This window comes from Roseobacter sp. HKCCA0882, from assembly GCF_037805225.1.
Lineage (GTDB): Bacteria > Pseudomonadota > Alphaproteobacteria > Rhodobacterales > Rhodobacteraceae > M30B80.
On record NZ_JBBLYI010000002.1, the window covers coordinates 819,861 to 834,865 of the forward strand.

At 54.8% G+C, this 15,005-nt stretch carries 8 protein-coding genes; all 8 read left to right on the forward strand.

Translation table 11 applies throughout. The features are described 5' to 3' along the window. Window positions 1–67 precede the first annotated feature (67 nt). The 8 genes from rpoB (at window position 68) to tuf (ending at window position 15,005) form a co-directional block, all read left to right on the forward strand. Entirely contained in the window at window positions 68–4,204 is a 4,137-nt protein-coding gene (gene rpoB / locus AAC622_RS12375; RefSeq protein ID WP_340262982.1) for a DNA-directed RNA polymerase subunit beta, read from the forward strand. A gap of 70 nt (window positions 4,205–4,274) precedes the next feature. Further along, complete coding sequence (gene rpoC, locus AAC622_RS12380; protein WP_340262985.1) at window positions 4,275–8,504, forward strand: DNA-directed RNA polymerase subunit beta'; 4,230 nt, start codon at window positions 4,275–4,277, stop codon at window positions 8,502–8,504. Between the two features lie 144 nt (window positions 8,505–8,648). Continuing rightward, window positions 8,649–9,506, forward strand: a complete 858-nt coding sequence (locus AAC622_RS12385) for a glycosyltransferase (RefSeq protein ID WP_340262988.1) — start codon at window positions 8,649–8,651, stop codon at window positions 9,504–9,506. A 38-nt stretch (window positions 9,507–9,544) separates the two neighbouring features. Beyond that, window positions 9,545–10,492 (forward strand): DMT family transporter, encoded by a 948-nt coding sequence (locus AAC622_RS12390; protein ID WP_340262990.1) that lies wholly within the window; start codon window positions 9,545–9,547, stop codon window positions 10,490–10,492. A gap of 244 nt (window positions 10,493–10,736) precedes the next feature. Continuing rightward, window positions 10,737–11,108 carry a 30S ribosomal protein S12 gene (gene rpsL, locus AAC622_RS12395; protein ID WP_150420941.1) on the forward strand — a complete coding sequence of 124 codons (372 nt, stop codon included), beginning with the start codon at window positions 10,737–10,739 and terminating at the stop codon, window positions 11,106–11,108. Between the two features lie 12 nt (window positions 11,109–11,120). Further along, window positions 11,121–11,591: a 30S ribosomal protein S7 gene (gene rpsG / locus AAC622_RS12400; RefSeq protein WP_317657479.1), complete on the forward strand. Its 471-nt coding sequence runs from the start codon at window positions 11,121–11,123 to the stop codon at window positions 11,589–11,591. Window positions 11,592–11,618: 27 nt separating this feature from the next. After that, on the forward strand, window positions 11,619–13,742 hold the full coding sequence (gene fusA / locus AAC622_RS12405) for an elongation factor G (protein ID WP_340262992.1): 2,124 nt from the start codon (window positions 11,619–11,621) through the stop codon (window positions 13,740–13,742). Between the two features lie 87 nt (window positions 13,743–13,829). Then, the gene (gene tuf, locus AAC622_RS12410) at window positions 13,830–15,005 is read left to right on the forward strand and encodes an elongation factor Tu (RefSeq protein WP_340243653.1); all 1,176 of its coding nucleotides are present in this window, start codon (window positions 13,830–13,832) and stop codon (window positions 15,003–15,005) included.

Consider the following 15,005-nt stretch of genomic DNA (forward strand, 5'->3'; position numbering starts at 1 on the left):
CAAAGCCCCCCGTGCCGTGGCCCCGACGGTGCGCGTGGAGCGAAAGAAACGAAAGGTGTATCAGAGCATGGCTCAGACCTACGCAGGCCAAAAGCGCATTCGCAAATTCTATGGCAAAATCCGTGAAGTATTGGAAATGCCGAACCTCATCGAGGTTCAGAAATCTTCCTATGACCTTTTCCTGAAATCAGGCGACCAAGACGCGCCTTTGGATGGTGAAGGCATCAAGGGTGTTTTCCAGTCGGTTTTCCCGATCAAAGATTTCAACGAAACTTCGGTTTTGGAATTCGTTAAATACGAATTGGAAGCCCCGAAGTTTGATGTCGAGGAATGCCAAAGCCGCGATTTGACTTATGCTGCGCCGCTCAAGGTGACCTTGCGTTTGATCGTATTTGATGTTGACGAGGATACGGGCGCAAAATCCGTCAAAGACATCAAAGAGCAAGATGTGTTCATGGGCGATATGCCTTTGATGACGCCAAATGGCACGTTCATCGTGAACGGCACCGAGCGCGTGATCGTCAGCCAAATGCACCGTTCCCCTGGTGTGTTCTTCGACCATGACAAAGGCAAAACCCATTCTTCGGGCAAGCTTTTGTTTGCTTGCCGCATCATCCCTTATCGCGGCTCTTGGTTGGATTTCGAGTTTGACGCCAAGGACATCGTATTTGCGCGCATTGACCGCCGCCGCAAATTGCCAGTGACCACGCTGCTTTATGCACTTGGTTTGGATCAAGAAGGCATCATGGATGCCTATTATGACACTGTGATGTTCCGCTCTATTAAGAACAAAGGTTGGGCAACCAAGTTTTTCCCCGAGCGCGTGCGCGGCACCCGTCCTACATTTGATCTTGTTGATGCAGCCACGGGCGAAGTCATCGCTGTAGCAGGCAAGAAGATTACCCCGCGCGCTGTGAAGCAGCTGATTGACGAGGGTAAAGTCTCCGAGCTGTTGGTGCCTTTCGATCACATCGTGGGCCGCTTTGTTGCGAAGGATATCATCAATGAAGAAACTGGCGCGATTTATGTCGAAGCTGGGGACGAGTTGACATGGGAAACCGACAAGGATGGCAATGTCACGGGCGGCACGCTGATGGATCTGATGGATGCGGGCATCACCGACATCCCAGTTCTCGACATCGATAACATCAATGTTGGCGCCTATATCCGCAACACTATGGCCGTTGATAAGAACATGAGCCGCGAAGGCGCGTTGATGGATATCTATCGAGTCATGCGCCCAGGCGAGCCACCAACCGTTGAAGCGGCAAGCGCCCTCTTTGACACGCTGTTCTTCGACAGCGAGCGCTATGATCTGTCTGCCGTTGGTCGCGTGAAGATGAACATGCGCCTCGATCTAGATGCGCCTGACACAACCCGCATTCTGCGCCGCGAAGATATCGTTGCCTGCATCAAGGCCTTGGTTGAACTGCGCGATGGCAAGGGCGACATTGACGATATTGACCATTTGGGCAACCGCCGCGTGCGTTCGGTGGGTGAATTGATGGAGAACCAGTATCGCGTGGGCCTGCTTCGTATGGAGCGCGCGATCAAGGAACGTATGTCCTCGGTCGAAATCGATACTGTGATGCCACAGGATCTGATCAACGCGAAACCCGCCGCTGCGGCTGTTCGCGAATTCTTTGGCTCAAGCCAGTTGTCTCAGTTCATGGACCAGACCAACCCACTGTCGGAAGTCACCCATAAGCGCCGCTTGTCGGCTCTTGGGCCTGGCGGTCTGACGCGCGAGCGCGCAGGGTTTGAGGTTCGTGACGTTCACCCAACCCATTACGGCCGTATGTGCCCGATTGAAACGCCCGAAGGGCCGAATATTGGTCTGATCAACTCGCTTGCGACCTTCGCACGGGTGAACAAATACGGCTTCATCGAAACCCCATATCGCCGCGTTGTAGACACCAAAGTGACCGATGAGGTCGTCTACATGTCCGCGACAGAAGAAATGCGCCACACAGTTGCGCAGGCCAACGCGACTTTGGACGCAAGCGGCAAGTTCATCAATGATCTGGTGAACACCCGTCAATCGGGCGAATACACGCTTGCACCGCGCGATCAGGTTGACCTGATTGACGTATCGCCCAAGCAGTTGGTTTCGGTTGCTGCCTCGCTCATTCCATTCTTGGAAAACGATGACGCGAACCGCGCTTTGATGGGCTCTAACATGCAACGTCAGGCGGTTCCGCTGTTGCAAGCTGACGCGCCTTTCGTAGGCACAGGCATCGAAAGTGTTGTTGCACGCGATTCTGGTGCGGCGATCATGGCCAAACGTGGCGGGATCATCGACCAAGTGGATGCAGAACGTATCGTTGTGCGCGCCACCGAAGATCTGGAACTGGGCGATGCGGGCGTGGATATCTACCGCCTCCGTAAATTCCAGCGCTCAAATCAGAACACCTGCATCAACCAGCGCCCCTTGGTGAAAGTGGGCGATCGTGTTGGCAAAGGTGAAGTGATTGCCGATGGCCCCTCGACCGATATGGGCGAATTGGCCTTGGGTAAGAACGTGGTCGTGGCGTTTATGCCATGGAATGGCTACAACTACGAAGACTCGATCCTCATTTCCGAGCGCATCGTGCGTGATGACGTTTTCACCTCGATCCATATCGAGGAATTCGAAGTTGCTGCCCGTGACACCAAGCTTGGGCCTGAGGAAATCACCCGCGACATTCCAAACGTAGGGGAAGAAGCCCTTCGCAACCTCGATGAGGCGGGCATCGTCTATATCGGCGCCGAAGTTGGGCCCGGTGACATTCTTGTTGGTAAGATCACGCCAAAGGGTGAAAGCCCAATGACCCCAGAAGAAAAACTTCTGCGGGCGATCTTTGGCGAAAAAGCGTCTGATGTGCGTGATACATCTTTGCGCCTGCCACCTGGTGATTTCGGGACAGTCGTGGAAGTGCGCGTTTTCAACCGCCATGGTGTCGACAAGGACGAGCGCGCGCTGCAAATCGAGCGCGAGATTGTCGAGCGTCTGGCACGCGACCGTGATGACGAGTTGGCAATTCTTGAGCGCAATATCTATGCGCGTCTCAAGTCCATGCTGCTAGGCAAAACTGCGGTAAAAGGGCCAAAAGGCGTCAAAGCAGGGTCTGAGATCACGGAAGAGTTGCTTGAAACGCTCAGCCACGGCCAGTGGTGGCAGCTTGCCCTTGGTGATGAGAAAGACGCCGCTGAAGTAGAGGCGCTGAACCAACAGTTCGACGCACAGAAGCGCACCTTGGATCACCGTTTTGAGGATAAGGTCGAGAAAGTTCGCCGCGGCGATGACCTGCCTCCAGGCGTGATGAAAATGGTCAAAGTCTTTATCGCCGTGAAGCGCAAGCTTCAGCCAGGTGATAAGATGGCGGGCCGTCACGGCAACAAGGGCGTGATCTCGAAAGTGGTTCCGATGGAAGATATGCCTTTCCTTGCAGATGGCACCCCTGTCGATTTCGTTCTGAACCCTCTCGGTGTGCCTTCGCGTATGAACGTGGGTCAGATTTTGGAAACCCATATGGGTTGGGCCGCACGCGGTCTGGGTCTGAAGATTGACGAAGCCTTGGACGAATATCGCCGCTCTGGTGACATGACGCCTGTGCGTGATGCCCTCAAAATCGCTTATGGTGATGAGGTGTATGGCGAGGCCTTTGCCGATCTGGACGACGCAGCATTGGTTGAGTCCGCTTCAACCGTGACCCGCGGTGTTCCGATTGCAACGCCTGTATTTGACGGTGCAAAAGAGGCCGATGTAAACGATGCGCTGACCCGCGCGGGCTTTGACACATCGGGCCAATCGGTTCTTTACGATGGCCGCTCGGGTGAGCAATTCGCCCGTCCCGTCACCGTGGGTGTGAAATACCTGCTGAAACTGCATCACCTCGTGGATGACAAAATCCACGCGCGCTCGACAGGGCCATACAGCCTTGTCACCCAACAGCCGCTCGGCGGTAAGGCGCAATTCGGTGGGCAGCGCTTTGGTGAGATGGAGGTCTGGGCCTTGGAGGCTTATGGCGCTGCATACACCTTGCAGGAAATGCTCACTGTTAAGTCGGATGACGTTGCAGGCCGAACCAAGGTCTATGAATCGATCGTCAAAGGCGAGGACAATTTCGAAGCAGGCGTGCCTGAATCGTTCAACGTTCTCGTCAAGGAAGTGCGTGGCCTCGGCCTCAACATGGAACTCCTGGATGCGGAGGATGAAGAGTAAGCGGTTGGCGGGGCCCGTCCCCGCCGCTGCCTGATCCCCCATCTCTCTGCCCGAATTCAAGGATTTGAAAATGAACCAGGAACTCACGAACAACCCGTTCAACCCGCTTGTCGCGCCAAAAGCGTTTGACGAGATCAAAGTCTCGCTTGCCAGCCCTGAGCGTATTCTCAGCTGGTCGTATGGCGAGATCAAAAAGCCTGAGACGATCAACTACCGCACATTTAAGCCCGAGCGTGACGGCCTGTTCTGCGCGCGTATCTTTGGGCCTGTAAAAGATTACGAATGTCTGTGCGGCAAATATAAGCGCATGAAGTATCGTGGCGTTGTCTGCGAAAAATGCGGCGTTGAGGTGACCTTGCAGAAGGTGCGCCGCGAACGCATGGGCCATATCGAATTGGCTGCACCTGTTGCGCATATTTGGTTCCTGAAATCGCTGCCATCCCGCATTGGTCTGATGCTGGATATGACGCTGCGTGATCTGGAGCGGATCCTGTATTTCGAAAACTATGTGGTGATTGAGCCAGGTCTGACCGATCTGAGCTATGGTCAGCTCTTGTCCGAAGAAGAATTCCTGGATGCGCAGGACGCCTATGGGTCGGATGCGTTCCAAGCGAATATCGGCGCGGAAGCGATCCGCGAAATGCTTGCCAATATCGACCTTGAGGCCGAAGCAGCACAGTTGCGCGAAGACCTTAAGGAAGCCACCGGTGAGTTGAAGCCGAAGAAGATCATCAAGCGCCTCAAGATCGTTGAAAATTTCATCGAGTCTGGCAACCGCCCAGAATGGATGGTGCTGACAGTGATCCCCGTGATCCCACCAGAATTGCGTCCGCTTGTGCCGCTTGATGGTGGTCGTTTCGCGACATCGGATTTGAACGATCTTTATCGCCGCGTGATCAACCGCAACAACCGTCTGAAGCGTCTGATCGAATTGCGGGCACCTGACATCATCATCCGTAACGAAAAGCGGATGTTGCAGGAATCTGTGGATGCGTTGTTTGACAATGGCCGCCGTGGTCGCGTGATCACAGGTGCCAATAAGCGCCCGCTGAAATCGCTGTCTGATATGCTCAAGGGCAAGCAGGGTCGTTTCCGTCAAAACCTTTTGGGTAAGCGGGTCGACTTCTCGGGTCGTTCGGTCATTGTGACGGGCCCAGAGTTGAAACTGCACCAGTGTGGCCTGCCAAAGAAAATGGCGTTGGAACTGTTCAAGCCGTTTATCTATTCGCGCCTTGAAGCCAAGGGCCTGTCTTCGACAGTCAAGCAAGCCAAGAAATTGGTTGAAAAAGAGCGCCCCGAAGTTTGGGATATCTTGGACGAAGTGATCCGAGAGCATCCCGTTCTTTTGAACCGCGCGCCGACCTTGCACCGCTTGGGCATTCAGGCGTTCGAGCCTGTCTTGATTGAAGGTAAGGCTATTCAGCTGCACCCCTTGGTCTGTTCTGCGTTTAACGCAGACTTTGACGGCGACCAGATGGCCGTTCACGTTCCATTGAGCCTTGAAGCGCAGCTTGAAGCCCGCGTTTTGATGATGTCCACGAACAACGTTCTGTCGCCTGCAAACGGCGCACCGATTATTGTTCCGTCTCAGGACATGGTTTTGGGTCTTTACTATGTGACCATGGAACGCGAAGGCATGAAGGGTGAAGGCATGTCCTTCTCCTCCATCGAGGAGGTCGAGCACGCCCTGACCGCAGGTGAGGTGCATCTGCACGCCAAAGTGACCGCGCGCATCAAGCAAATTGATGACGAGGGCAACGAGGTTTATCAGCGGTTTGAAACCACGCCTGGCCGCTTGCGCATTGGCGCGCTTCTGCCGCTAAACGCAAAAGCGCCGTTTGAATTGGTGAACCGCTTGCTGCGCAAAAAAGAAGTGCAGCAGGTCATCGACACTGTCTATCGCTATTGCGGTCAAAAAGAGAGCGTCATTTTCTGTGACCAGATCATGAGCCTTGGTTTCCGTGAAGCGTTCCGTGCTGGTATCTCCTTCGGTAAGGACGACATGGTTGTTCCTGACACGAAATGGACGTTGGTTGATGAAACCCGCGACCAAGTGAAGGAATTCGAACAGCAATATATGGACGGTCTCATCACCCAAGGTGAGAAATACAACAAGGTGATTGATGCGTGGTCAAAGGCCAATGACAAAGTCACTGACGCGATGATGGCGACCATCTCTGCGAAGAAATTCGATGAGAATGGCGCAGAGTCTGAACCAAACTCCGTTTACATGATGGCCCACTCTGGCGCGCGGGGTTCTGTGACGCAGATGAAGCAGCTGGGTGGTATGCGCGGTCTGATGGCCAAACCATCGGGCGAGATCATCGAGACGCCAATCATCTCGAACTTTAAGGAAGGTCTGACCGTTCTTGAATACTTCAACTCGACCCACGGCGCCCGTAAGGGTCTGTCTGACACGGCGCTTAAAACGGCGAACTCGGGCTACTTGACCCGCCGTTTGGTGGACGTGGCGCAGGATTGTATCGTGCGTATGGTCGATTGCGGCACTGATGCCACAATCACCGCTGAAGCAGCGATTAATGATGGCGAGGTTGTCTCTTCATTGGCAGAGCGGATTTTGGGCCGTTCGGCTGGCGAAGACGTCATCGCACCTGCAACGGGCGAAGTGATCGTCTCCAAGGGTGAGCTGATTGACGAGCGCAAGGCAGATGCGGTGGAAGCCGCCGGTCTGGCTTCGATCAAAATCCGTTCGCCTTTGACCTGTGAGGCGGAAGAGGGTGTTTGCGCCGTCTGCTATGGTCGTGACCTTGCACGCGGCACCCGTGTAAACGTGGGTGAAGCGGTCGGTATCATCGCGGCTCAGTCCATTGGTGAACCTGGCACGCAGCTGACGATGCGCACATTCCACATTGGTGGGGTTGCACAAGGTGGCCAGCAGAGTTTCCAAGAAGCTGGTCAAGAAGGCAAAATTGAGTATCGCAATGCCAACACGCTGAAGAACGCCGCAGGCGATGTGATCGTTGTTGGCCGCAATATGCAGATTGCTATCATTGATGATAACGGGGTCGAGCGCGCCGCGTTCAAACTGGGATACGGCACCAAGGTGCATGTGGCCGAGGGCGCCAAAGTGTCTCGTGGCGACCGCTTGTTTGAGTGGGATCCATACACTCTTCCAATCATCGCCGAGAAATCGGGCACAGTGAAATATATCGACCTCGTCAGCGGCATCGCAGTTCGCGATGAAACCGATGATGCGACTGGCATGACCCAGAAGATCGTGATGGATTGGCGCGCTGCGCCAAAGGGCAATGAACTTAAGCCCGAAATCTTGATCGTAGGTGCCGATGGCGAACCTGTGCGCAATGATCAGGGCAACCCTGTGACCTATCCGATGTCGGTGGACGCCATTCTTTCGGTGGAAGATGGCCAATCTGTTGAGGCGGGTGATGTTGTGGCCCGTATCCCGCGCGAAGGTGCAAAGACCAAGGACATTACCGGTGGTCTGCCGCGCGTTGCGGAATTGTTCGAAGCCCGCCGTCCAAAAGACCACGCCATCATCGCAGAGGTTGATGGGTATGTGCGCTTTGGCCGTGACTTCAAAAACAAGCGCCGCATCAGTGTTGTGCCTGTTGATGAGTCAATGGAGCCCGTGGAATACATGGTTCCAAAAGGCAAGCACATCCCCGTTGTCGAAGGTGATTTCGTTCAGAAGGGCGATTACATCATGGACGGCAACCCTGCGCCGCATGATATTTTGCGGATCATGGGGATCGAGGCTTTGGCAGATTACCTCATTGACGAGGTGCAGGACGTCTATCGTCTGCAAGGTGTGAAGATCAACGATAAGCATATCGAAGTGATCGTGCGCCAGATGCTGCAGAAGATTGAAATCCTCGACTCAGGCGAGACAACGCTGCTGAAGGGTGAGCATGTCGACAAGGCGGAATTCGATGAGGAGAACGCCAAAGTCGAAGCCCGTGGTGGTCGTCCAGCGACAGGTGAGCCCGTGTTGCTTGGTATCACTAAGGCCAGCTTGCAGACTCGTAGCTTTATCTCTGCGGCGTCCTTCCAGGAGACAACCCGCGTTCTCACCGAGGCTTCGGTGCAGGGCAAGCGTGACAAGTTGGTTGGCCTCAAGGAAAACGTCATCGTGGGTCGCTTGATCCCTGCGGGCACAGGCGGCGCGACACAGCGCGTTCGCCGCATCGCAGCCGAGCGTGACAATAAGGTAATTGAGGCGGCCCGCGCTGAGGCAGAAGCCGCTGCAGCCCTTGCTGCACCAAGCGAAGCAGATCTGGCCGATGTCGCGTCAGACGCTGCAAGCGAAGGCGAAGAGTAAGAGCGTCTTGCGCTGTGCGCAGTAAGCTATTGAAGCGCCCCGTTGCGATCTCGCAATGGGGCGTTTCCTTTTTTATACCGCCTTTTTCCCGATGCGTGCCCATCCCGTAAGCTTGGGGTCCTAAACTGGGAATGAAAGCGGCATATGGCCAAGGATTTATCCAATCAGATTGTGGGCGTCTGCCGTTTTTCCTATGCGGGCGAAGGTGGCTTTGGTTCGGCCACGATGGAGCAATGGGCGCTAGAGGCCATGCTCTATGATCCTGCGCGCATGAAGCAGCGATTTGTGTTGTTTGAACAAATCTGCCTCCCGTCCTTGGGCGCTCAAACGGATCAGGATTTCAAATTGATCGCTTTGATCGCGGATACGATGCCCTATCGGTGGTGGCGGCGTCTGAAGGATTTGATGGCCCCTTATCCCTTCCTGCAGGTTTGCACCCTTGAGGCAGCGGGGCCTCTAAACTCCACCCGCCGCGCCTTTCGGCGTGGCTGGGATCGGCATTCGAAATTTATCACGGGGTTTCGCATTGATGATGATGCCGTGGCCTGTGACTATATCGCCAAGACCCGCGCGGTCGCAGATCAGTTGTTGAAACTGGGGTGGGCTGATGAAGACACCCCTGCCGCCATCGCCTTTCATCGTGGCATTTATTGGAACATGAATTCCAAAGAAAAACCCTATTGGGAATTTTCGGAAATCGGCCCTTTGGGATTGGCCAGCGCGATGGTCACGCATAATGACAGTCTCGCCAATGTTTATCGGTGGAACCATCGCAAGATTGCGGCCAATGTGCGCACATGGTGCGATCCAAATGATGTGATGTTCGTGCGCACGCTGCATGGGGTGAATGACAGTGATCGTTCTATCCCCCCCACTGCCGAGTTGATGGAGATCACTAAAGCACAAACCCTGATGCGAGACCGCTTTGCGCTGCAACCGATCAAGACCCTTGCTGCGCTTGCACGATTGCGCGAAAATGACCCCACTAGTGACGATGACTGAGCCTAGATTTTCGCTCAGACCACCAAGGAGCGCGGTTTTTGACACCCAATATCAAGGGCGCATTGCTGATGTCTGGCGCCATGGCCGCCTTTACGCTCAATGATACATTGGTGAAACTGGTCACCCAGACTGTGCCACTGTTTCAGATGATCTTTTTGCGGGGGCTTCTGACAGCCATTATGATGGTGGCCTTGCTTTGGTGGATGGGGCAGCTGCGCTTTCACATTCCACCTGTGGATCGCGGCAAGGTGATCGGCCGCATATTGGCCGAAATAGCCGCCATGATTACGTTTATGATTGCATTGATCCATATGCCCTTGGCCAATGTTGCCGCAATTCTGGCGGCTCTGCCGCTAAGTGTGACATTGGTTGCCTTTCTCGTGTTCCGCGAACCTGTGGGGTGGCGGCGGATGCTGGCCATTACGGTTGGTTTTGCGGGTGTCATGCTGATCGTAAAACCCGGGGGTGAGGGGTTCACTATCTACTCCATCTATGCGCTGATGACTGTGGGTTTCGTGACCATTCGTGATCTTCTGACCCGCCGCTTGTCACCCGAGGCCCCCTCGATGGGTGTGGCCTTTATCACGGCCATTGCAGTTGGCCTATCGGGTGGGGTTTTGTCCATCAGTGAAGATTGGCAACCGATCAACATGATTGAGGCGACCTATATCATTGGCGCTGCAATCTGCATCATTGGGGGCTATCTGTTTTCGATCATGACCATGCGCGTGGGTGAAATTGGCGTGGTCGCGCCGTTTCGCTATACAGCCCTTGTTTGGGCGCTGATTTTGGGGTTCTTCGTGTTTGGGGATTGGCCCGATCTTTTGACCTTAATTGGGGCTGCGATTGTCGTGGCCTCGGGCATTTTCACGCTACTGCGTGAACATCGCGTGGCGCGCCGTGCTGAACGGTTGGCGGCCTCGCTGACGGCAACCGCAGTGGCCGATGCCCCAATATCTGGCCCGTCTCGAATGCAGCGGGACTAGCGCAGACCCTGCCGCTGTTGACACCCTATACGATTCCCCCTATACGCCGCGCCATGAGTGGCACTTTGCGCCTTGCGCGAGCTTGCCCGAGATACAGAACTGAGTGGTCATGATCCAGGTGATTTGATGCCTCGATCCTCTGAGAATTCCACCGCGGCGGCCTCCAGGTAGGGAAAGGGCGCTTGCGGTTTTGGTGTTTTGCATACGCAAGATGCCCTTTGACATGAGCAAGACGGGGAACCGAATGCCTACGATTCAACAGCTGATCCGTAAACCACGGCAGCCCAAAGTAAAACGCTCCAAGTCGCAGCACTTGGAATCCTGCCCGCAGAAGCGCGGCGTATGCACACGCGTCTACACCACGACGCCAAAGAAGCCGAACTCGGCTATGCGTAAGGTTGCCAAGGTGCGCCTGACGAATGGTTTTGAGGTCATCAGCTACATTCCTGGTGAGAAGCACAACCTCCAAGAGCACTCTGTTGTTTTGATCCGTGGCGGCCGTGTGAAAGACCTTCCAGGTGTGCGTTATCACATTCTGCGCGGTGTGCTTGATACGCAGGGCGTTAAAGATCGCCGTCAGCGTCGTTCGAAATATGGCGCGAAGCGTCCGAAGTAAGAGGATACAGACATGTCCCGTCGTCACAGCGCTGAAAAACGCGAAGTTTTGCCCGACGCCAAATTTGGTGATCGTGTTCTGACAAAGTTCATGAATAATCTGATGATCGATGGTAAAAAATCGGTCGCAGAAAAGATCGTTTACAACGCGTTTGATCGCGTTGAGCAGCGCCTCAAGCGCGCGCCTGTGGAAGTGTTCCACGAAGCGCTCGACAACATCAAACCTGCTGTTGAAGTGCGCTCCCGCCGTGTGGGCGGTGCGACCTATCAGGTTCCCGTTGAAGTGCGCCCTGAGCGCCGTGAAGCGCTTGCGATCCGCTGGCTGATCAACGCGGCCCGTGCTCGTAACGAAAACACCATGGAAGAGCGCCTTGCAGGCGAATTGGTGGATGCGGTCAACGCACGCGGCGCAGCCGTCAAGAAACGTGAAGACACCCACAAGATGGCGGATGCGAACAAAGCGTTCAGCCATTATCGTTGGTAATTTTAATTCTAGCCTGAGGACCACCAGATGGCACGCGAATATCCGCTGGAGCGCTACCGCAACTTTGGGATTATGGCCCATATTGACGCGGGCAAAACCACAACCACAGAACGTATCCTTTATTACACAGGCCGCTCGCACAAGATCGGCGAAGTGCATGATGGCGCGGCCACCATGGACTGGATGGAGCAGGAGCAGGAGCGTGGGATCACCATTACCTCCGCTGCGACCACCACGTTCTGGCAGTGGCAAGAAGACCCATCCGCGGAAGGCACTTCGGATACGAAGTTCCGCTATAACATCATCGACACACCCGGACACGTTGACTTTACCATCGAAGTTGAGCGTTCTTTGGCTGTTCTCGATGGCGCGGTTTGCTTGCTTGATGGTAACGCAGGCGTTGAGCCTCAGACGGAAACCGTTTGGCGTCAGGCGGATCGCTACAAGGTTCCCCGTATCGTGTTCGTCAACAAGATGGACAAGATCGGCGCTGACTTCTTCAACTGCGTGAAGATGATCAAAGACCGCACAGGTGCAGCACCTGTTCCTGTGAACTTCCCCATCGGTGCCGAAGACAAGCTGGAAGGCATTGTCGACCTGATCACGATGGAAGAATGGGTTTGGGAAGGCGAAGACCTTGGTGCATCTTGGAAGCGCCAGCCAATCCGCGCTGACTTGCAGGAAACGGCTGACGAGTGGCGCTCGATCCTGATTGAGAATGCGGTTGAGCAGGACGATGCGGCGATGGAAGCCTATCTCGAAGGCAACGAGCCAGACATCGCGACCCTGCGCAAGCTGATCCGTAAAGGCACCTTGTCCTTGAGCTTTGTGCCTGTATTGGGCGGCTCTGCGTTCAAGAACAAAGGCGTTCAGCCTTTGCTCAACGCTGTGATTGACTTCTTGCCCGGCCCTCTCGATGTGGTCGACTACATGGGCTTTAAGCCAGGCGATGAGACGGAAACTCGTAACATTGCACGCCGCGCAGATGACAACATGGCCTTTGCAGGTCTGGCGTTCAAAATCATGAACGACCCGTTTGTTGGCTCCTTGACCTTTACCCGTATCTACTCGGGCAAATTGGAAAAGGGCGGTTCTATCCTCAATGCGACCAAAGGCAAAAAAGAGCGTGTTGGTCGTATGATGATGATGCACTCCAACAACCGCGAAGAGATTGATGAGGCCTTTGCAGGCGACATCATCGCCTTGGCAGGTCTGAAAGAAACCACAACAGGTGACACGCTTTGTGATGCGGCAGATCCTGTGGTTCTCGAAACCATGACCTTCCCCGATCCTGTGATCGAGATCGCGATTGAGCCAAAGACAAAGAACGACCAAGAGAAAATGTCTCAAGGTCTTCAGCGTTTGGCGGCAGAAGACCCCTCCTTTCGTGTGGAAACTGACCTTGAATCAGGCCAGACCATCATGAAGGGCATGGGCGAATTGCACCTCGACATTCTGGTGGATCGTCTGAAGCGTGAATTCAAAGTGGAAGCGAATATTGGTGCGCCTCAGGTGGCCTATCGCGAAACCATTGGTCACGCGGTTGAGCATACCTACACCCACAAGAAGCAGTCGGGTGGTTCGGGTCAATACGCCGAAGTTAAGTTGGAAATCACGCCAACTGAACCTGGCGAAGGCTATAGCTTTGAGTCGCGCATCGTTGGTGGTGCTGTTCCCAAGGAATACATCCCCGGTGTTGAAAAGGGCATCCAGTCTGTTATGGACTCTGGCCCGCTCGCAGGCTTCCCTGTGATCGACTTCAAAGTCGCGCTTTTGGACGGTAAGTTCCACGATGTGGACTCCTCCGTTCTCGCCTTCGAAATCGCATCTCGTATGTGTATGCGCGAAGGTCTGAAAAAAGCAGGCGCGAAACTGCTTGAGCCGATGATGAAGGTCGAGGTGGTCACCCCTGAAGAATACACAGGGTCGATCATTGGCGATTTGACATCGCGCCGTGGTCAGGTTTCTGGCCAAGAGCCACGCGGTAACGCTGTTGCGATCAATGCCTTCGTTCCGTTGGCGAATATGTTTGGCTACATCAACACTCTGCGTTCGATGTCTTCGGGCCGCGCGCAGTTCACCATGCTGTTCGATCACTACAATCCTGTTCCGCAGAACATCTCGGACGAGATTCAATCGAAATACGCCTAAACCAGGGTGGCGGGGTGAACCCCGCCCTACCCACCAACCGTAGGGCGGGCAGTTTCCCGCCGCTCTGAACAAGACAAGGAGGCCATCATGGCAAAGGAAAAGTTTGAACGTAATAAGCCGCACGTGAACATTGGCACGATTGGTCACGTTGACCACGGCAAGACGACACTGACAGCGGCTATCACGAAGTATTTTGGTGATTTCAAGGCGTATGATCAGATTGACGGCGCACCTGAAGAGAAGGCGCGTGGGATCACGATTTCGACTGCGCATGTTGAGTATGAGACAGATGCGCGTCACTACGCGCATGTGGACTGCCCTGGTCACGCTGACTATGTGAAGAACATGATCACCGGTGCGGCGCAGATGGACGGCGCGATCTTGGTTGTGAACGCGGCGGACGGCCCTATGCCACAGACGCGCGAGCACATTTTGCTTGGTCGTCAGGTTGGTATCCCTGCGATGGTTGTTTACATGAACAAAGTCGATCAGGTTGATGACGAAGAGTTGTTGGAACTTGTTGAGATGGAAATCCGCGAGCTTCTGTCTTCTTACGACTTCCCTGGCGATGACATTCCTGTTGTTAAAGGGTCTGCTTTGGCTGCGATGGAAGGCCGTGACGCAGAGATCGGTGAGAACTCGATCCGCGCGTTGATGGAAGCTGTTGACAGCTACATCCCAACGCCTGCACGCGCAGTTGACCAGCCATTCTTGATGCCAATTGAAGACGTGTTCTCGATTTCTGGCCGCGGCACAGTTGTGACGGGCCGTGTTGAGCGTGGTGTGATCAATGTGGGTGACGAGATTGAGATCGTTGGTATCCGCGACACCTCCAAGACGACCTGCACAGGCGTTGAGATGTTCCGCAAGCTGCTTGACCGTGGTGAAGCGGGCGACAATATCGGCGCGCTTCTGCGTGGTGTCGACCGTGAGGGCGTTGAGCGTGGTCAGGTTCTCTGCAAGCCAGGTTCTGTGAAGCCACACACGAAGTTCGAAGCTGAGGCCTATATCCTCACAAAAGAAGAAGGTGGTCGTCACACCCCATTCTTCGCGAACTACCGTCCTCAGTTCTACTTCCGCACCACGGACGTTACCGGCACTGTGACCCTGCCTTCTGGCACGGAAATGGTTATGCCCGGCGACAACCTGAAGTTCGAAGTCGAGCTGATCGCCCCCATCGCGATGGAAGATGGTCTGCGCTTCGCCATCCGCGAAGGCGGCCGCACAGTCGGCGCAGGCGTGGTCTCCAAAATCATCGCTTAA